Origin of the sequence: Comamonas sp. BIGb0152, assembly GCF_024809975.1 — a bacterium.
Classification (GTDB): Bacteria; Pseudomonadota; Gammaproteobacteria; order Burkholderiales; family Burkholderiaceae_C; genus Comamonas.
Map to the genome: position 1 here is coordinate 173,295 of NZ_JANUDY010000008.1, position 17,750 is coordinate 191,044.

The window sequence follows — 17,750 nt, forward strand, 5'->3', positions numbered from 1 at the left end:
TCAATGTCATATACATTTTTTACAGTTCACTCCATTGCGTTTCATCACCAACAGGAGTTTTCATGAAAGTGTCCGCGATTCGAGTGCTGGTTGCCGGTTTGGTTGCTGCAGGTGCGTTTGCCCAGGTTCAAGCACAAGAGGCCACCGGCGCAGGCGCCAGCTTCCCCGCTCCACTGTATTCCAAGTGGGCTGCGGATTACAACAAGGCGACGGGCGTCAAGATCAACTACCAATCGGTGGGTTCGAGCGCCGGCATCAAGCAAATCGATGCCAAGACGGTGGACTTCGGTGCCTCCGACATGCCTTTGAAGGATGAAGAGCTGGCGCAAAAGGGCCTGGTGCAGTTCCCCACCGTGATCGGCGGCATTGTGCCCGTGGTCAACATCAAGGGTATCGCTGCTGGCCAGCTCAAGCTCAACGGCCAGGTGCTCGGCGACATCTACCTGGGCAAGATCACCAAGTGGAATGACGCCGCGATCACCAAGCTGAACCCCGGCGTGGCGCTGCCTGATGCCACCATCGCTCCCGTGCGCCGCGCTGACGGCTCGGGCACCACCTTCGGCTTCACCAACTACCTCTCCAAGGTCAACACCGAGTGGAAAGAAAAAGTGGGTGAGGGCGCTGCCGTGAACTGGCCTACCGGTGCCGGCGGCAAGGGCAACGAAGGCGTGGCCGCTTATGTGGGTCGCCTGCCAAACTCCATCGGTTACGTCGAGTACGCTTACGTCAAACAAAACAAGATGACCTTCGCCCAGCTGCAAAACGCCGACGGCCATTTTGTCAGCCCAGAAAGCGCCAACTTCAAGGCAGCTGCTGCCGGTGCCGACTGGAACAAGAGCTTCTACCAGATCCTGAACAACCAGCCTGGCAAGGATGCATGGCCTATCACCTCGGCCACCTTCATCCTGATGCGCAAGCTGCAGGAAAAGCCAGCCCAGGGCACCACCTCGCTGAAGTTCTTCGAGTGGGCCTACACCTCTGGTGACGGCACGGCGGATGGCCTGGACTACGTGCCTATGCCCGCCAGCGTCAAGGACATCATCTACAAGTCCTGGGGCGAGATCAAGGACGGCAGCGGCAAGGCTGTGTTCGCCAAGTAAGTCGAAAATGATGGGCCGCTCGGGTAGCGGCCCTTTTCCACACTGAATGGAATCACAAGTGTCGACATCCTTTCCTGTTCAAAACAAAACGGTTGCCGCCGGCAAAGCGCAGATGCAATCCAGCCAACCTCCAACGCGCAAGCCTTGGCTTTCCAACTCCTTCGCCGATGGTGTCTTTGCCCTGCTGGCGCGCGGCGCGGCGGTGTTGACCTTGGCCTTGTTGATGGCCATCATGGTCTCGCTGATCGTGGGCGCCTGGCCTGCCATCCGGGAATACGGTATCGGATTTTTCTTCAACAGCGAATGGGATCCCGTGCAGAACCGCTATGGCGGTCTGGTGATGATCTACGGCACCTTGGCCACCTCCTTCATCGCCATGCTGATTGCAGTGCCTGTCAGCTTTGGCATTGCGCTGTTTTTGACCGAGCTCTCGCCGGTCTGGCTCAAGCGCCCACTGGGCACCGCCGTTGAGCTGCTCGCCGCCGTGCCGTCCATCGTCTACGGTATGTGGGGTCTGATGGTGTTTGGCCCCTTGCTGGCCACCTATGTGCAGCAGCCGCTGCAGAAGCTGTTTCAGGGCGTTCCTTACATGGAAGCCTTTTTTTCCGGCCCGCCGGTCGGTATCGGTATTTTCTCTGCCGGTGTGATCCTGGCCATCATGGTCATCCCCTTCATCGCATCGGTGATGCGCGATGTGTTCGAAGTCACGCCCGCCTTGCTCAAGGAATCGGCTTACGGCCTGGGTTCCACCACCTGGGAAGTGATGTGGAAAGTGGTGCTGCCTTACACCAAGACTGGCGTGTTTGGCGGTGTGATGCTGGGCCTGGGCCGTGCGCTGGGCGAGACCATGGCCGTCACCTTCGTGATCGGTAACATGAACCAGCTCAACTCGCTGTCGATTTTCGAAGCCGCCAACAGCATCACCTCGGCGCTGGCCAACGAGTTCGCCGAAGCCGGCGAAGGCCTGCACCAGGCATCGCTGATCTACCTGGGTCTGGCGCTGTTTTTCATCACGTTTATCGTCCTGGCCTGCTCCAAGCTGCTGCTGAGCCGCCTGCAAAAGAATGAAGGAGCACGTTCATGACCACGGGAGAACGCTTGATTCAAGCATCCGATCTGGCCAGCCAGCGCGCTGCCAAATACCGTGTACGCAACCGCGTCAACCAAGTCGCGATTGCCCTGTCCCTCTGTGCCATGGCCTTTGGTGTCTTCTGGCTGGTCTGGATTCTGTGGGAAACCCTGAGGCTGGGCGTGGGTGGTCTGAGTGTGGCCCTGCTCACGCAGATGACCCCCGCGCCCAATGAAATTGGCGGTATCGCCAATGCCATCTGGGGCTCGATGGTAATGGTCACCATGGCCACCTTTGTCGGCACCCCCATCGGCGTGATGGCCGGTATCTACCTGGCCGAGTACAACAAGACCGGCTGGCTCGCCTCGGTGACCCGCTTCGTCAACGACATTCTGCTGTCGGCCCCATCGATCGTCATCGGTCTGTTTGTCTACACGATGATCGTGATCCGCTTCAAGAGCTTCTCGGGCTATGCCGGTGTGGTTGCGCTGGCCTTGATCGTGATTCCGGTGGTGATCCGTACCACCGAGAACATGCTGATTCTGGTGCCATCGAGCCTGCGTGAAGCCGCCTACGCACTGGGTACGCCCAAGTGGAAGGTCATCAGCATGGTGACCCTGCGTGCCGCCCGTGCTGGCGTGATCACCGGTGTGCTGCTGGCCGTGGCCCGTATTGCTGGCGAAACCGCACCGCTGCTGTTCACGGCGCTGAACAACCAGTTCTGGAACACCGACTTGTCCAAGCCGATGGCGAGCCTGCCGGTCACCATCTTCAAGTTTGCGATGAGCCCTTATGAAAACTGGCAGCAACTGGCCTGGGCAGGGGTCTTCCTGATCACGATGGCAGTGCTGGGTCTGAACATTCTTGCGCGCAGCTTGGCGCGCCAAAAATAAGTATTCACAGGTGAACTCTATGTTGACGAAAACCAATGCGGCTAACGCCAGTGCCCTGAACTCCAAGATCTCGGTGCGTGACCTGAACTTCTACTACGGCAAGTTCCACGCGCTCAAGAACATCAACCTGGAAATCCCGGAAAACAAGGTCACGGCCTTCATCGGCCCCTCGGGTTGCGGCAAGTCGACCTTGCTGCGCACTTTCAACCGCATGTACGAGCTCTACCCCGAGCAGCGCGCCGAAGGGCACATTGTGCTGGACGGCGAGAACCTGCTGACCAGCAAGCAGGACGTGGCCCTTATCCGTGCCAAGGTCGGCATGGTCTTCCAAAAGCCCACGCCTTTCCCGATGTCCATCTACGACAACATCGCCTTTGGCGTGAAGCTGTTCGAAGACCTGGGCAAGAGCGACATGGAAGAGCGCGTGGAATGGGCACTGCGCAAGGCGGCGCTGTGGACCGAAGTCAAAGACAAGCTGAGCCAAAGCGGCTCGGGCCTGTCCGGTGGCCAGCAGCAGCGCCTGTGCATTGCCCGCGGCATTGCCATCAAGCCTGAAGTGCTGTTGCTCGACGAGCCCTGCTCGGCGCTGGACCCGATCTCTACGGCCAAGATTGAAGAGCTGATCGCCGAACTGAAGGACGACTACACCGTGGTGATCGTGACCCACAACATGCAGCAGGCCGCCCGCTGCAGCGACTTCACCGCCTACATGTACCTGGGTAGCCTGATGGAGTTCGGTGCCACCGAGCAGATGTTCTTCAAGCCCCAGCGCAAAGAGACCGAAGACTACATCACCGGCCGTTTCGGCTAAGCCGGCCCGGTCCCGCCAACCACTACAACGAAAAGAGCCTGAAATGACAGAAAAACATCTCTCATCGCAGTTCGACAGCGAGCTCAACAGCATCTCCTCGCGGGTGATGGAGTTGGGCGGTCTGGTCGAATCCCAGATCCAGCAGGCCATCTACGCGCTGTCCCACTTCAGCATGGAAGCGGTGCAACGTGTCGAAGAGCAAGAAAAGCGCGTCAACCAGCTGGAAGTGGACATCGACTACGAACTGTCGACCATCATCGCCCGCCGCCAGCCCACGGCCCGTGATCTGCGCTTGCTGATCGCGTTCTCCAAGGCCACGGCCAATCTGGAGCGCATGGGTGACGAAGCCCACAAGATGGCGCGCATGGTCGGCTCCATCATCGACAGCGGCGCCGCCCGCTCGCTGCCGACGACGGACCTGCGCGTGGCCGCCGAGCTGGCCTCGGGCCTGCTGCGCAAGACCTTGGATGCCTTTGCCCGGCTGGACACCACGGCCGCGGTGTCGATCCTCAAGGAAGACGACCTGATCGATGCCGAGTTCGACGGTTTTGTGCGCAAGCTGATCACCTACATGATGGAAGATCCCCGCAAGATCTCCCCGAGCCTGGACCTGCTGTTCCTGGCCAAGGCGATCGAGCGCATCGGTGACCACTCCAAGAATGTCGCCGAACTCATCATCTACCTGGTCAAGGGCATTGATGTGCGCCACACCACCATGGATGAAATTGAATCGAGTGTTTTGTAGAGCCTGAGTTATGAAAAAACTGCCACGCGTACTCATTGTCGAAGACGAGCCCGCGATTGCCGAGCTGATCGCGGTGAACCTGCGACACAACGGCTGCCTGCCCATCTGGGCAGAAGATGGTGATGCCGCACAGCGCGAATTGGATGCGGTGCTGCCCGATGTGATCTTGCTCGACTGGATGCTGCCCGGCCAAAGCGGTCTGTCGCTGGCGCGCAAATGGCGTGCGGATGCCCGGGTCAAGGGCATCCCCATCATCATGCTGACCGCCCGTGGTGACGAGCCCGACAAGATCGCCGGGCTCGACGCCGGTGCCGATGACTACATCACCAAGCCCTTCTCGACCCAAGAGCTGCTGGCCCGCATCCGTGCGGTGCTGCGCCGGCGCATTCCTGAGCAAGTCAACGACAGTGTGACGATTGGCGAGCTGGTGCTGGACGCGGCGACGCACCGCGTCACTTACCAGGGCGAGCTGCTCAAGCTGGGCCCGACCGAGTTCAAGCTGCTGCACTTTTTGATGAAGCATGCCGAGCGCGTGCATTCGCGCTCCCAGCTGCTGGACAAGGTCTGGGGCGACCATGTGTTCATCGAGGAGCGCACCGTGGATGTCCATGTCAAGCGCCTGCGCGAGGCCCTGGGCGGCGCCAATGTGATGGTGGAGACCGTGCGCGGTGCTGGCTACCGCATCACCGGCCAGCCCCAGGCTTTGCAGCGCGCTTAGCCTTGCACCGTGCCCCGGATGCGGAGATACTGCCGCATTCGGGCACCTTCGGTTTTGTAGGCTGCACTGGTTGCAGCTTTTTTTTGTATTTGAGCGTTAGGCTTGCATGCTGTTTCGCATTGTCAGTTTTTTGGTTTTTCAGGCCCTGGGTGCAGCCCTGGGCTGGTGGCTGGGGCAGCTGCCCGGCGCACTGTTGGCGGCCATCATCGGTGCCTGGTGCTGGTTTGTCACCGATCTGTGGCGGGGCAACAAGGTCGTGGCCTGGTTGCGGCACGGCGATGTGGATACCGCCCCGCAATTGCTGGGCCTGTGGGGCGAGGCCACGGACCGGGCGCGCCGCCTGGTGCGCCAGCTCCAAAGAAATGAGACACAGGCCGAAGATCGGCTGCACCAGGTGCTGACGGCCATCCAGGCCTCACCCAATGGGGTGGTGCTGCTCGACGAGCACAGCCATATCGAATGGTGCAACCAGACCGCCTGTGACCACTTTGGTTTCAACCTGGAGCGCGACCACATGCAGGTGGTCACCAACCTGGTGCGCGCGCCCGAGTTCATCAGCTACTTCAACGCCAACAACTTCAGCAAGGATGTGGTGATGGTCAGCCCGGTGGTGCGGGCGGCCAGCCCGATGCGCATGTCGGTGCAGATGTTTCCCTACGGCGGCAACCGCAAGCTGCTGCTCTCGCGCGATGTCACCTCGCTGGAGCTGGCCGATGCGATGCGGCGCGACTTTGTGGCCAACGTCTCGCACGAGATCCGCACACCGCTCACCGTGCTGACCGGCTTTATCGAGACCTTGCAAACCCTGCCGCTGAGCGCCCAAGAGCAGACCCAGTACCTGGCGCTGATGTCCAACCAGGCCCACCGCATGCAGGGGCTGGTGGTCGATCTGCTGACCTTGTCGCGCCTGGAGGGCAACCCGCCGCCCAGCCTCAACGAATGGGTCAGCGTGGGCAGCTTGCTCAGGCGTTGCGAGGAAGATGCCCACGGTCTGGCGCGCCTGATTGCCAAGGACGGCGACAAGCCGTTGCAGCTGTACTTCCCGGCGGTCGATGCGGAAGAGGGCAGCTACGAACTCGCAGGCGCTGGCAACGAGCTGCAAAGCGCACTGTCCAACCTGGTCAACAATGCCGTGCGCTACACCCCGGGCGGCGGCGAGATTCGGGTGCAGTTCCTGCGCCAGCCCGATGGCTCAGGAAAAATCAGCGTCACCGATACCGGCCCGGGCATTGCGCCCGAGCACATCCCCCGCCTGACCGAGCGCTTTTACCGCCTGGACCGCAGCCGCTCGCGCGACACCGGCGGCACTGGCCTGGGCCTGGCCATCGTCAAGCACGTGCTGCAGCGCCACGGCGCGCAGCTACAGATACGCAGCACCATGGGCAAGGGCTCGGAGTTCAGCGTCGTGTTTCCACCATCGCGGGTGCGCAAGCAGCTGAGCGAAGAATTGGTTTAAATACTGTGCCGCACCGCATTGCGGGTCACGCGGTGCAGCAAGAGCACAAAGCAGGCGGCCGCCAGCACCAACGCGTAGGCCGCGCACATCCAAAAAGCGATGGGTGAGCCCATCGCTGGCCGGCCTGCCAGGCCGTGGTAGGCCAGCTGAAAACCGCCCCACAGCCCCACGCCCCACAGCAGGCTGCAGTACACCAGCAAAGGCGCCACCGTGATGCGGTAGCTGCGCAATACAAAGATCGAGACCGTCTGGCTGGCATCCGCCAGGTGGTAGAGGCTGACCCAGGCCAGCAGGGCCACGGCAATGGCGGCCACCTCGGGCGTCTGGGTGTAGACCGGCACAATCCAGGACTTGGTCAGCCACACCAGCGCTGCCAGTAGGGCGGCCAGCCCCATGGCACTGAACAGGCCCAGAAAAGCGACGCTGCGCGCCCGCGCCTCATCGCCTGCGCCGCGCCAATAGCTGGCGCGCGCGCTGGTGGCAATGCCCAGTGACAGCGGCACCATGTACATCAGCGCCGTGACATTGGCGGCAATCTGGTGCGCTGCCGATGACGCCGTGCCCATGCGTGCCACGTACAGCGCCATCAAGGTGAAGGAGGTGATCTCGACCAGAATCGACAGGCTGGCTGGTACGCCCAGCAGTGAGAACTGTGCCAGGGTCGGCCAGTGCGGCCGCTCCAGCGGCCGCCAGATGGCCGCAGGCGCATACACCGGCTGATTGCGCAGCAGCCACCAGCCCAGGCCACAGAGCAGAAAGTTCACGCAAAAGGTGGCCCAGGCACAGCCCACCACACCCATGGGCTCCAGCCCCAGGCCCCCAAAGGTCAGCCAGACGGACAGCGGCAGCTTGATGAGCAGCGACAGCGCCTGCAGCGCAGTGACCATCTTGGGTTTGCCCAGCGACTGGCTCAGGGTGCTGAAAATGCGAAACAGCAAGGCGGCTGGCAAACTCCAGCCGATGATGGCCAGATAGCTTTTGACCAGCGGTTGCAGCTGCTCGGGTACCTCGGTCCAGCGCAGGATGGGGGCGGGATTGAACAGCACGGCCCAGCCCAGCAAGGTGGCGGCCAGGCAAATATAGAGGGATTGGCGCAAAGACGCGCCGATATCGGCATGGCGGCGGGCGCCGTGCATCTCGGACCAGATAGGCATCAAGGCCTGCAGCAAGCCCATCAGCGAAACATAGACCGTCACAAAGATGGCCGAGCCCACCGACAAGGCGGCCAAGGAGGCCTCGGCATGGCGGCCCGCCACGATGGTGTCGACCACGCCAAAGCCCATGACCGCGATCTGGCCGACAAACACGGTGCTGGCATGCTTGGCCAGCACCTGCATGTCGCGGCCGGCCAGCAGACGCGCTAACTTTCCTCCCATGCGCGCCGTCAATTCTGCTGACGCCGGTAGACCACGATCTCCGCGTTCTTGTCGGTCGGGCGGGGGACAGCGGCCAAGCGCAGCCATTCAGCGCCCAGGGTCTCATTGCTGGGGCTACGCAGGGATTCCAGTGGCATGGCCAGCCATTGGCATGCCTGGCTGGCCTCGTCGTTGAGCGGCACCAGATGCCAGCCGCCCTGGGCCTGCATGGCCACAATCTGGGAGCGGCTCAGGCCGGCGGTGGCAATGCAGCCGGCCGAAGGCGGCGGCAGCACCTTGGCCAGTGCCTGCACCTGCGCGGTGTAGCTGCGGCCATAGTCAAGCATGGGCATCCAGATGCTCATCAGCAAAATCCAGCTGAGCACGGTGCCGCCAGCGGGCAGCACCAGGCTGCGCCAGATCTCGGGCCGGTTGCGGCGGGCGCGCCAGTACACCAGCGCACACCAAGCCAGGGTGGCCAGCGCGGCAATGACAAACTGGGGCAGCGAGAAATGGGCGACAAAATCGGGGGCGATACGTGCCACATTGGCCGCAGGCTTGGCCGGCGTGCCGGTGTACACCGCCAGCCAGATCACCCAGATGGTGATGGCCGCCGCGCTAAAGAACAGCAAGGTGAACCAGTCGATCAAGGCGGCCATGGCACGGCGGAACGTAGGCAGCGCAAAGGCCGCCAGCGCCGCAAAGGCGGGCAGGCCCAGCAGCAAGGCGCGGTCCGAAGGGGTGGTGATCACGGTGTTGACCAGCGCAAGCGTTACCAGCAGGATGGGCAGCCACAGATGGCGGTGTACAAAGCGCCAGTCGGCCACCTGGCGGCGCCAGATCCATAGCGACCACAGCGCCAGCGGCCAGGCGGGCCAGACATACCAGACCACGAGCTCAAACAGCGGGCGCAGCTGGCGGAAATTCTCGGCCGGCAGGATACGCCATTGCCACTGGTGCAGGTAGACCGCCAGCAGCAAAGCGGCCACGCCCAAAATAGCAAAGGCGCCTGCAGCCTGCAGGCTGCGTGTGCGCAGCTTGGCATCGACAGGCGTCAAAGCCAGAATCAAGGCCACGCCCAGGCCCAGGCAGACCGCGTAGGTGGGGGCGCCGCTGAGCGCCAGCATCACCAGGCCAATGGCACCCACGCACAGCGGCGTGCCAAAACGGATGGGAATACAGGCGGCGGCATAGAACACAAAACACACGCCCGACAACTGCACCACATAGCTGCTCGCTTCGTGCGACGGCTGGGCCAGGCCCAGGCAGGCGATCAGCGCCAGCAGGCCTCCATCGGCCATCGCGCGTGCATAGTCAATATGGGAGGCTTCGCCGCCAAAGGCAAAGGCCACGGGGCCGGCGCCAGGGCTGCGCGCGAGGTAGTACACGGCATACCAGGTGGCCATCAAGGCCAGCCACAGCAGGGCAGCAAAGGGCAGGCGGCTGGCCAGCTCGGGCGACATGAAGTCGCCAAAGGCCTGGATGGCCCAGGCACCCAGCCAGTAGGGGATCAAGCCCTCGGTATCCGGGCTCAGGCCCAGGATTTCAGGCGCGAGCCAGGGTGTCTTGCCTTCTGCCAGCGCCATGGCATAGCCAAAGCTGGTGATGTCCAGTGTTTTCCAGGGCGCGCGCGCCACAAAGCCGGGCACCACATAGGCCAGGCACAGCAGCAGCAAAAGTGCACGCGGCAGGGGCCGTACAGCGGCTTGGGAGACAATGGCAGGGGTTGGAAAATTCACACCGAAAAACCAGAAGGGGCGGGGCTCAGCAGCTTAGCAGGCCCGCCGCTACAAATGTAGGAGAACCGCGCATCCGCTGCGGGTCAATAAAAAAAGGCAGTACGGTTTCGCACTGCCTTCTGTCTTGCAAAAACAAACTGGGCACCAGGCTTGCAGCCGGTGCCCAGTTGTGTCGAGCAAATTACTTCTTGCCGAAACGGTTGCGGAAACGCTCCACACGGCCGCCCATGTTGTCCACCGACTTTTGGGTGCCGGTGTAGAAAGGGTGCGACTCAGACGAGGTATCCAGCTTGAACAGCGGGTATTCCTTGCCTTCGAAGGTTTCGTTTTCCTTGGTGTTCACGCAAGAGCGGGTCACAAACTTGAAACCGTTGGACAGGTCCACGAACAACACTTCGCGGTAGTCTGGGTGAATGCCTTCTTTCATGATTCTTCCTTTGGTCAAGTGCGGTAGCCGTGCCAAGCCGGATGCAACCTTTGCATCCCAGTAAACTGGGCGTACTTTCCGCAATAAAAGCCCTCCATTATTGCATAAGCCAAGCAGGCTGTCAGAAAAACCTCTGGCTTCCCTCCAGCGTTGGCTTTTTGCGCAGCCCTCTTGGCGCGACTCAGCAGCGCGCTTGGTGCGCGGCAAGAGGCTTGCGCCCTGTGTGCAGCCACACCGGCGCCATGGGGAAATCCAAACGCCCCAGTGCATGGATCTGTTCAAAGCCAGCGGCCGCCATATGCTGGCCGATCTCGCCCGGGCGGGGCAGGTAATGGCCCCGCAGCAGAAGGCCTGCATAAAACGGCAGCACGCAGGCGGCCAGCGCCGGGTCATCGGGCCGCTCGGCATGGGCCAGCAGCAGCAGGCCGCCGGGTTTTAAGGCCTCCCACATGCCGCGCACGGCCTGGGCCGGGTCCCGCAGAAAATGCAGCACGGACGAGCACCAGATCAGGTTATAGCCCTGGCCATAGTCCTGCGCTTGCAGGTCGCAGCCCCTGGCCGACATGCGCTCCGCCAGGCCCGCCTGGGCGATGTTATCTGCGGCGACGGCCGCAGTGGCGGGCTCATCGCAGACCAGCGCCTGCCATTGGGGCAACTGCCGCGCCAGTGCAATACCGATATGGCCGGGCCCGCCACCCAGATCGAGCAAGTGTCCGGTCGCGGGCAAGGGGCCCAATTGCGCGAGCAAGTGCGCCACGGCCGGCAGCGTGATGGCGCGCTGCTCCTGGCCGATCTGCACGCGGGCGGCCTGGGCCCAGCTGCCCTGGGGGACATTGAGGGCGGCACTGCCTTGGGCCAATAGCTGCGGCCACTGGGCCGCCAAGCCGGACAGGGACTGCTGGCGGTACTGCCAGGCCTGGGCGCAGTAGTCGGGCGAGCCCTGCAGAAAGTAGCGCTGCGCCAAAGCGGAGCTGCGAAACAGGTCTTCGGCCTGGGGATCCAGCGCCTGCTGTCGGCACAGCAGGTCCATGCTCCACAGCAGCTCCAGCCAGACGCTGCAGGCCCCTGGCTGCAGGTGCAGGCGCTCAGCCACGGCGCTGGCATTGGCGGGCTGGCACAGCTGCTCGAACAGCTGGTGCGCCAGCGCCTGATCCAGTGCCTGGCTTTGCAGGGGAATGGCGGCGAGACGCCACAGCGGCTGCAAGGGGTGCGGGGTTTGAAAATCCATTTGCATGCTCAGGCCCTATCAGTGGGGTGCTGGGAAGAGTCGATGCCGACAGCGGCAGTGCGGAGGTGATGGGGGAGTAAAGGCTGTGCCATGGCTGCAGTCCGAGAGATCGGAGGTGAATGCGAAGGTCTCACTATAAATTTCAAATGCAAATAGGTATCATTTGAAATTTAGGCAAAGCGGAGTATTGCTTTGGCATTCCGGAGTACTGCGCGCTGTCTGCCCACTGCCTCCACAGAAAGGCTGCCTTGGTCTACCGAATCACCCGCGCCGATGCGGGCCCACCTCGCCGCTTGGGTTCATCGGGCTGGTGGCGCTCCAGCCTGCCTGCGCAGCTGGGCCACTGTGTCACCGACCGGCTGCAGATTGCGCCCGGGCTGGCCCTCGTTTATATGCACTACCAGGCCCAGCAGCCCTTGCAGGAAAGCAGTCTGCTGGAGCGTGAGAGCCGCTGCCTGACCCTGACGCTGGCGCTGCAAGGCCAGTCCTCCACCATCGGGGTGGATGGCCAGCGTTTTGATTTTGTCGCGGGCCACAGCACCTTGGCGGCCTTTGCCAGCGTGCGCGGTGAGCGCTGCTTTCCGGCCGGCCAGACCGTGCGCCAGCTGCGGCTGGTGGCGGATGAATGCCTGCTGCAGCGCTATGGCCTGGAGGCGCTGGTGGCGGATGTGCGTTTGGACCAGTCAGCATGCCCCTTGCACTTTGGCGCCTATGGTGCCGCAGCTGCGCAGTGGGCGACGGCGCTGCTGCCGCCGCCGTGCAGCGGGGCTGGCGGGGACGATAGCGGTGCTCTGTTGGGCATCCAGATTGCAGCGCTCAGCTTGCTGGCCGAGCAAACGCGGCCGCTGCGCCCGCCGCCTGCTGCGCTTGGCCAGTTGCGGCCCGCCGAGCAGGACAAGATGCTCCAGGCCCGCGACATCATGCTGCGCGACCATGCCCAGCCTTTGACGCTGGCCTATCTGTGCGCGGCGGTGGGCAGCAACGCATTTGCGTTCAAAACCGGGTTTCGCCAGCTGTTTGGCACCAGCCCCTACCGCATGCTCACGCGCATCCGCATGGAGCGGGCCTGGGCGCTGCTGGACAGCGGCCAGCGCGTCTCGGCCGTGGCCTACCAGGTGGGCTACCAGCATGTCTCCAGCTTCAGCACGGCCTTTGAGCGCCACTTTGGCCGAACCCCCAAATCGGTGGCGGGCGGGCACAGGCCAGCGCGGGCATAAAAAAAGCCCCGTCGGGGACGGGGCTTGTCGCGTGATGGGCGCAGGCGGACTTAACCGCCGCGGCGCATCATGTCGAAAAACTCGACATTGCTCTTGGTCTGCTTCATGTTCTTGATCATCAATTCCATGGACTCGATCTCGTCCATGTTGTACATGAACTGGCGCAGGATGCGGGTCTTTTGCAGGATCTCGGGGGCCAGCAGCATTTCTTCACGGCGGGTGCCGCTCTTGTTGAGCTCGATCGCCGGGAAGACGCGCTTTTCGTACAAACGGCGGCTGAGGTGCAGTTCGCTGTTGCCGGTGCCCTTGAATTCTTCAAAGATCACTTCGTCCATGCGGCTGCCGGTATCGACCAAGGCCGTGGCGATGATGGTGAGCGAGCCACCTTCTTCAACATTGCGGGCCGCGCCAAAGAAGCGCTTGGGGCGCTGCAGTGCATTGGCATCCACACCACCGGACAGCACCTTGCCCGACGAAGGCACGACGTTGTTGTAGGCGCGGGCCAGACGGGTGATGGAGTCGAGCATGATGACGACGTCCTGGCCCATTTCCACCAGGCGCTTGGCGCGCTCGATGACCATTTCGGCCACGTGCACGTGGCGGGCGGCGGGCTCGTCAAAGGTCGATGCAATGACTTCGCCCTTGACCGAGCGCTGCATTTCCGTCACTTCTTCGGGACGCTCGTCGATCAGCAGCACCATCATGTGCACATCGGGGTAGTTGGCGGTGATGGCATGCGCAATGCTCTGCATCATCATCGTCTTGCCGCTCTTGGGAGCTGCGACGATCAACGCACGCTGACCGCGACCAATGGGCGCAATGATGTCAATCAGGCGGCCGGTGATGTTTTCCTCGGCCTTGATGTCACGCTCCAGACGCATCTGTTCCTTGGGGAACAGCGGCGTCAGATTCTCGAACATCATCTTGTGCTTGTTTTGCTCGGGCGGCAGGCCGTTGACCTGGTCGAGCTTGGTCAAGGCAAAGTAGCGCTCGCCATCCTTGGGCGTGCGCACTTCGCCTTCAATCATGTCACCGGTGTGCAGGTTGAAGCGGCGCACCTGGCTGGGGGAGATGTAGATATCGTCGGTGCTGGCCGTGAAGCTCGTGTCGAGGCTGCGCAGAAAGCCGAATCCGTCGGGCAGGATCTCCAGAACGCCGTCGGCAAAAACTTGTTCGCCGGCCTTGGCTCGCTTTTTGATGATCGCAAACATCAACTCCTGTTTGCGCATGCGGCCGGTATTTTCAATTTCAAGCTCTTCTGCCAGCTTGAGGACTTCAGACACATGCAGTGCCTTGAGCTCATTTAAGTGCATGGATAGACTCCAGAACGGAGTAACTGTTAGAGGTAGGGGGAATGCAGAGCCGGTGTAGTAAGCGGGAGACCGCGAAGCCGGAGACCACGCGTGATCTATTTTTGGGGAAATAAGATCGGTGATCTGAATGTGGATTATAGACAGGTTGTTGCAAGAACATCCCGCGTGAATTATCAACTATATGTATCCATGCCCGGCCGATATCGGCTAGTGCAACCGTATTTGTTATAAAAATACAGAAAAATCAAATGCTTGAGAAATGAAAAAGCACGGAGGAAATCCGTGCTTCTGGATGGCTATGGCCGTTGGGCATGCGGCTCAAACGCCCCGATTGTGGGGTGCCAAGCCGATGCGCAGGTCACTCAGGCCAGTTGTTCGTCCAGGAATGCGGTCAGCTGCGCCTTGTTCAGCGCGCCCACCTTGGTGGCGGCCAGTTGGCCATTCTTGAACAGCATCAAGGTAGGAATGCCACGGATGCCGAACTTGGCCGAGATGGCGCGGTTTTCGTCCACATTCACCTTGGCCACCTGCAGCTTTTCCTTGTAGCTCAGCGACACTTCTTCCAGCACCGGAGCGATCTGCTTGCAAGGGCCGCACCATTCAGCCCAGAAGTCGACCAGGACGTTGGTATCAGGTTGCAGGACATCGGCTTCAAAGCTGGCTTCGTTGGTGTGCTTGATCAGGGATTCCGACATGGCAGGTTCCTCGTTAAATTTCAGGTTTCTTGGCAGCAGGGGATGCGCCATGGGTAAAAGTTGAGGCCATTGTGACAGAAAGCAAGCCCAGCTGCAGGCAGCCCGGCCCGCATCTGGGGCGTTGTAGGGGCGCTGGATGTCAAGCACAATGCGCTCTCAGAGGGCGTAGGGGCCGGGCATGCAAAAGTGCTATGCCGGAGTTTGAAACTATCAATCACAGCAGCGGCTTGCAGGCCGCTGTGCAAGGGGAGATGCAATTGGCACTGCTGAACAGGGATACGGCTTCGGTCTATGACACACCGCCCCATGGCGATTTTGTGCGCTATGTGGACCAGCTGATGGCCCGGCAGAATCCGTCGGCAGCGCGCATGGCTGCCAGCCCGCAGCAGCAGGGGCGCGCCCACCGCGTGTCTGTGCAGCCCTCGTCCTCTGCGGCTGCCCGCCCCATAGCCGACCAGGCCCAGGAGTTGCTCGACCGCATCCGCCAGATGGACCAGACGCGCAAGACGACGCGCCAGGGCTCAGCGCCCCCATCGGCGGGCACAGCGCACAGCCCTGCGGGATCGATTTTCGCGCCTGCGGGCGCTGAGGCCTCGCGCCACCCACCTGCCAGCGGCCTCAAGTTTGTGGGCATCGCCATTGCAGCGATTCTGGGCATTATTTTTCCGCCGCTGGGCATTGTGATGCTGATCGCCGCCGCGAAAAAGGCCATGTCCAAAAAGGGCTGATGCCTGCGCTGCGCGCCGATGGTCCGCCGCTGGTGGGCCTCTCGGTGCAGGTGGGGGAAGGCCCTGGGCTGCAGGCCGCCGATTTGTATGCGTACGGTAAATGCCGCAATGCCGGTACACCAACTGGGCTGGCAGGCGTTATGTATATGCTAGCCTCGCCTGCATTGATACCTGAACCACCACCATGATTGTTGACCTGAAGATTCTCGACCCCCGCATGCAAGACCAGCTGCCGCAGTACGCCACACCCGGCAGTGCTGGCCTGGATCTGCGCGCCTGCCTGGACGCACCGCTGACCTTGGAGCCCAATGCCTGGCAGCTGGTGCCCACGGGCCTGGCCATCCATCTGCGTGACCCCGGCTATGCGGCGATGATCCTGCCCCGCTCGGGCCTGGGCCACAAGCACGGCATCGTGCTGGGCAACCTTGTCGGCCTGATCGACAGCGACTACCAGGGCCAGCTGATGGTCAGCGCCTGGAACCGCAGCACCCAGCCTTTTGTACTGCAGCCGATGGAGCGCCTGGCGCAGATGGTCATCGTGCCGGTGGTGCAGGCCAGCTTCCAGGTGGTGCAAGAGTTCGGCGATGTCTCCGAGCGTGGCGCCGGCGGCTATGGCTCCACGGGCACCAAATAAAGAAAGCCTGGCCGTTTGGCCTGGCACCCTGTCAATCTTGTGATCTGAAAGGAGAGCGCAATGTCTCAATCGAAATCCAATGGGCGTACCAGCCTGCTGCAACGCGCAGCCAAGCTGGGTCTGGCAGTTTCTGCCACCGCCGTGCTCGCCGCCTGTGTGCAGGCACCTCCTCGGTATGACAACCGCTACCCGCAAGGCCCGGCGCCGCAGCAGCAAGGCAGCTACCCGCAGCAGCAGCAGCAAGCGCCTTACGGCATGGAATACGGCACCGTGGGCAATATCGAAGAGCTGCGCTCGCAGTCGCGCAGCACCTCGGGTGTGGGCGCCATCTTGGGCGCGGTGGTCGGCGGCGTGCTGGGCAACCAGGTCGGCGGCGGCTTTGGCCGCATGGCGGCCACCGCCGCTGGTGTGGCGGGCGGCGCCGCTGCTGGCAATGCACTGGAGCAGTCGTCCAATGGCGGCCGCAGCACCGTCAGCGGTTACCGCATCCATATCAACCTGCAAAACGGCGGCCAGCGCATTTTTGATGTGCCCCACCCCGGCGATCTGCGCCCGGGCGACCGCGTGCAGATCAACCAAGGCCAGATCTCCCGCTATTGATCGCCGCGGCGCCTGCCGCGCTTGGGTGAACCCCGATGGGCAGGGCGCTGGCGCTGGGCCACAATGGCGCCGCGTGTCTCAGAAAAGCGTGTACACCGCAACGGTGTGCACGCTTTTTTTTGCGTTCTGTTCCTTCCGATTCTTGACCACACTAAGGTGCCCACCATGTTCCAAAAACAATCCAAAGTTCTTGCCGCGATGGCCGTCAGTGCCACGGCGCTCGCAGGCCTGTCCTCCTTGCCCGCCCATGCCGGCCCCCGGCTCGATGCCATCATGCAGGCCAAGGTGCTGCGCGTGGGTACCCCGGGCGATTACCGCCCGTTTGCAATGAAGGCTGATGGCAAGTATGTGGGCCACGATATCGAGGTGGTGGAGGCGATGGCCAAGGAGATGGGCGTCAAGGTGGAGTATGTGGATACCAGCTGGCCCAAGCTGATGCAGGACCTGCAGGACAACAAGTTCGATGTGGCGGTGGGCGGCATCACCCGCAATGTGGCACGGCTGAGCAAGGTGCAGATGCTTCCCGGCTATGCACCCTTTGGCAAGGTGGCGTTGGTGCGCGCCACCGACAAGGACAAGTTCACAACGCCCGACAGCCTGAACCAGGCCAGCGTGCGCGTGATCAAGAACCCCGGCGGCACCAACGAGGCCTATGTGCTGCAGAACCTAAGGAATGCCCAGGTCAGCACGCATGACAAGAATGCCGAGATTCCTGGCCTGATTGCCGAAGGCAAGGGCGACGCGATGATCACCGAAACCTACGAAGCGCTGCATTACAGCAAGGCCGATCCGCGCCTATTTGCTGCTTATCTGGACAAGCCGCTGACCCCTGTGAACCAGCTGGGTTTCATGCTGCCGGTGGACGATGCCGACTACCAGCGCGTGATGCAGTTCACCTGGGATGCGCTGGCGCTGCGCGGGGTGCTGCAGCAAGAAGCGCAGAAGTGGCTGAAATAAGGCCGCTGTTCCGCGAGCAAGCCTGTCTGGTCTGAAAGGCTGGGCAAAGCCTGGTTTTCCACCCA

The 17,750-nt window shown here is 62.1% G+C and carries 18 protein-coding genes; 12 read left to right on the forward strand and 6 right to left on the reverse strand.

The features are described from left to right. Positions 1 to 62 precede the first annotated feature (62 nt). The 7 genes from pstS (at position 63) to phoR (ending at position 6,792) form a co-directional block, all read left to right on the forward strand. Positions 63 to 1,100: a phosphate ABC transporter substrate-binding protein PstS gene (gene pstS / locus M2375_RS16305; protein WP_259168918.1), complete on the forward strand. Its 1,038-nt coding sequence runs from the start codon at positions 63 to 65 to the stop codon at positions 1,098 to 1,100. Between the two features lie 112 nt (positions 1,101 to 1,212). Next, positions 1,213 to 2,184 (forward strand): phosphate ABC transporter permease PstC, encoded by a 972-nt coding sequence (pstC, locus tag M2375_RS16310; protein WP_259168919.1) that lies wholly within the window; start codon positions 1,213 to 1,215, stop codon positions 2,182 to 2,184. Beyond that, on the forward strand, positions 2,181 to 3,062 hold the full coding sequence (gene pstA / locus M2375_RS16315; RefSeq protein WP_259168921.1) for a phosphate ABC transporter permease PstA: 882 nt from the start codon (positions 2,181 to 2,183) through the stop codon (positions 3,060 to 3,062). The genes pstC and pstA overlap by 4 nt, the downstream gene beginning before the upstream one ends. Positions 3,063 to 3,081: 19 nt before the next feature. Further along, positions 3,082 to 3,873 (forward strand): phosphate ABC transporter ATP-binding protein PstB, encoded by a 792-nt coding sequence (gene pstB, locus M2375_RS16320; RefSeq protein WP_259168922.1) that lies wholly within the window; start codon positions 3,082 to 3,084, stop codon positions 3,871 to 3,873. A gap of 43 nt (positions 3,874 to 3,916) precedes the next feature. Further along, positions 3,917 to 4,618, forward strand: a complete 702-nt coding sequence (gene phoU, locus M2375_RS16325) for a phosphate signaling complex protein PhoU (protein WP_259168923.1) — start codon at positions 3,917 to 3,919, stop codon at positions 4,616 to 4,618. 10 nt (positions 4,619 to 4,628) lie between these two features. Beyond that, positions 4,629 to 5,336, forward strand: coding sequence for a phosphate regulon transcriptional regulator PhoB (gene phoB, locus M2375_RS16330; protein ID WP_259168924.1), 708 nt, complete (start codon positions 4,629 to 4,631; stop codon positions 5,334 to 5,336). A 106-nt stretch (positions 5,337 to 5,442) separates the two neighbouring features. After that, on the forward strand, positions 5,443 to 6,792 hold the full coding sequence (phoR, locus tag M2375_RS16335) for a phosphate regulon sensor histidine kinase PhoR (protein ID WP_259168925.1): 1,350 nt from the start codon (positions 5,443 to 5,445) through the stop codon (positions 6,790 to 6,792). Here the strand turns inward: phoR and M2375_RS16340 are convergent. From M2375_RS16340 to M2375_RS16355, 4 genes are all read right to left on the reverse strand, one after another. After that, positions 6,789 to 8,168, reverse strand: a complete 1,380-nt coding sequence (locus M2375_RS16340; RefSeq protein ID WP_259168926.1) for an MATE family efflux transporter — start codon at positions 8,166 to 8,168, stop codon at positions 6,789 to 6,791. The genes phoR and M2375_RS16340 overlap by 4 nt on opposite strands. Positions 8,169 to 8,176: 8 nt before the next feature. Then, positions 8,177 to 9,886, reverse strand: coding sequence for a hypothetical protein (locus tag M2375_RS16345; protein ID WP_259168927.1), 1,710 nt, complete (start codon positions 9,884 to 9,886; stop codon positions 8,177 to 8,179). A 181-nt stretch (positions 9,887 to 10,067) separates the two neighbouring features. Continuing rightward, positions 10,068 to 10,313, reverse strand: a complete 246-nt coding sequence (locus tag M2375_RS16350) for a type B 50S ribosomal protein L31 (RefSeq protein ID WP_182323750.1) — start codon at positions 10,311 to 10,313, stop codon at positions 10,068 to 10,070. A gap of 181 nt (positions 10,314 to 10,494) precedes the next feature. Continuing rightward, a complete protein-coding gene (locus M2375_RS16355; RefSeq protein ID WP_259168928.1) occupies positions 10,495 to 11,541 on the reverse strand; it encodes a class I SAM-dependent methyltransferase in 1,047 nt (348 codons plus the stop codon). A gap of 248 nt (positions 11,542 to 11,789) precedes the next feature. On the opposite strand from M2375_RS16355, the gene M2375_RS16360 reads away from it, so the two are divergent. Then, a complete protein-coding gene (locus M2375_RS16360) occupies positions 11,790 to 12,758 on the forward strand; it encodes an AraC family transcriptional regulator (protein WP_259168929.1) in 969 nt (322 codons plus the stop codon). Positions 12,759 to 12,808: 50 nt separating this feature from the next. Here M2375_RS16360 and rho read toward each other — a convergent pair whose 3' ends face one another. Both rho and trxA read right to left on the reverse strand, forming a co-directional pair. Further along, a complete protein-coding gene (rho, locus tag M2375_RS16365; RefSeq protein WP_259168930.1) occupies positions 12,809 to 14,071 on the reverse strand; it encodes a transcription termination factor Rho in 1,263 nt (420 codons plus the stop codon). A gap of 362 nt (positions 14,072 to 14,433) precedes the next feature. Then, on the reverse strand, positions 14,434 to 14,766 hold the full coding sequence (gene trxA / locus M2375_RS16370; RefSeq protein WP_259168931.1) for a thioredoxin TrxA: 333 nt from the start codon (positions 14,764 to 14,766) through the stop codon (positions 14,434 to 14,436). A gap of 191 nt (positions 14,767 to 14,957) precedes the next feature. On the opposite strand from trxA, the gene M2375_RS16375 reads away from it, so the two are divergent. The 4 genes from M2375_RS16375 to M2375_RS16390 all read left to right on the forward strand — a co-directional run bounded on the left by M2375_RS16375 (position 14,958) and on the right by M2375_RS16390 (position 17,685). Continuing rightward, positions 14,958 to 15,494: a hypothetical protein gene (locus tag M2375_RS16375; RefSeq protein ID WP_259168932.1), complete on the forward strand. Its 537-nt coding sequence runs from the start codon at positions 14,958 to 14,960 to the stop codon at positions 15,492 to 15,494. A 184-nt stretch (positions 15,495 to 15,678) separates the two neighbouring features. Further along, positions 15,679 to 16,128: a dUTP diphosphatase gene (dut, locus tag M2375_RS16380; protein ID WP_259168934.1), complete on the forward strand. Its 450-nt coding sequence runs from the start codon at positions 15,679 to 15,681 to the stop codon at positions 16,126 to 16,128. A gap of 60 nt (positions 16,129 to 16,188) precedes the next feature. Continuing rightward, positions 16,189 to 16,728, forward strand: a complete 540-nt coding sequence (locus tag M2375_RS16385; RefSeq protein ID WP_259168935.1) for a glycine zipper 2TM domain-containing protein — start codon at positions 16,189 to 16,191, stop codon at positions 16,726 to 16,728. Between the two features lie 165 nt (positions 16,729 to 16,893). Continuing rightward, positions 16,894 to 17,685 carry a transporter substrate-binding domain-containing protein gene (locus tag M2375_RS16390; RefSeq protein WP_259168936.1) on the forward strand — a complete coding sequence of 264 codons (792 nt, stop codon included), beginning with the start codon at positions 16,894 to 16,896 and terminating at the stop codon, positions 17,683 to 17,685. Positions 17,686 to 17,750: the final 65 nt, after the last annotated feature.